Annotated in this window: 3 tRNA genes and 1 rRNA gene; all 4 read left to right on the top strand. The window is 53.7% G+C overall.

The features are described 5' to 3' along the window. Window positions 1–79: ribosomal RNA gene (locus CK498_RS25565) — 16S ribosomal RNA — on the top strand; the annotation flags it as partial. Between the two features lie 93 nt (window positions 80–172). Continuing rightward, a tRNA-Ile gene (locus tag CK498_RS25570) sits at window positions 173–249 on the top strand. Between the two features lie 16 nt (window positions 250–265). Continuing rightward, window positions 266–362, top strand: a tRNA-OTHER gene (locus CK498_RS25575). 115 nt (window positions 363–477) lie between these two features. Then, window positions 478–553, top strand: a tRNA-Ala gene (locus CK498_RS25580). Window positions 554–895 lie beyond the last annotated feature (342 nt).

Raw genomic sequence — 895 nt, forward strand, 5'->3', positions numbered from 1 at the left:
CACCACGGTGTGGTTCATGACTGGGGTGAAGTCGTAACAAGGTAGCCGTAGGGGAACCTGCGGCTGGATCACCTCCTTACCGACGACTCATCTCGTGTCGGCAAGTGCTCACAATGAATTACCTGATCGGCCAGAGCAAAGACTGTTTGGGTATAGGCCCAGCGTGACCAATGGGTCTGTAGCTCAGTTGGTTAGAGCGCACCCCTGATAAGGGTGAGGTCGGCAGTTCAAATCTGCCCAGACCCACCATTCTCGAGCTTCGGCCGGGTCTGTCGCTCAGTTGGTGAGAGCGCACCCCCGGAAGTACTGTAAAGAGAAGGGTGAGGTCGCGGGGTTTATTTCAAATCTGCCCAGACCCACCAAATTTCGCCGGATACGGCGTTGCTTTTCACCTCGTGTAGCAGGCTACACGTCGGTAAAAAGCGCCTTGTCTCCGACGAAATTACATTTTCTCCTTTATCGGAGTGAATGTTGAAAGGGGCCATAGCTCAGCTGGGAGAGCGCCTGCCTTGCACGCAGGAGGTCAGCGGTTCGATCCCGCTTGGCTCCACCAAACTTCCTGATGCTGCGTTGAAAGTCTCCTCGCATAGCGCACTATGCGTCGTCGCCTTTCGCCTTGCCTCAGATCGTTTGGTTCCCACATGCCCACAGTCTTACCTGATCGGATCCGCAGTCATAAGCCACCATCGCCCAAGACGATGACCGGTTTATGACTGTCGATTGACAGTCTGCTCTTTAACAATGTGAATCATGCTGACAAATTTCTCCGCAAGGAGAAATGCAAGATACGTCTCAAGCGTATCCGGCAATTGTCGTACGTAATCGCAGACCAGACCCTTTCGGGTTATATGGTCAAGCGATTAAGCGCACACGGTGGATGCCTAGGCAGCCAGAG

The organism is Halomonas salipaludis, from assembly GCF_002286975.1.
GTDB classification, from domain to species: Bacteria; Pseudomonadota; Gammaproteobacteria; order Pseudomonadales; family Halomonadaceae; genus Franzmannia; species Franzmannia salipaludis.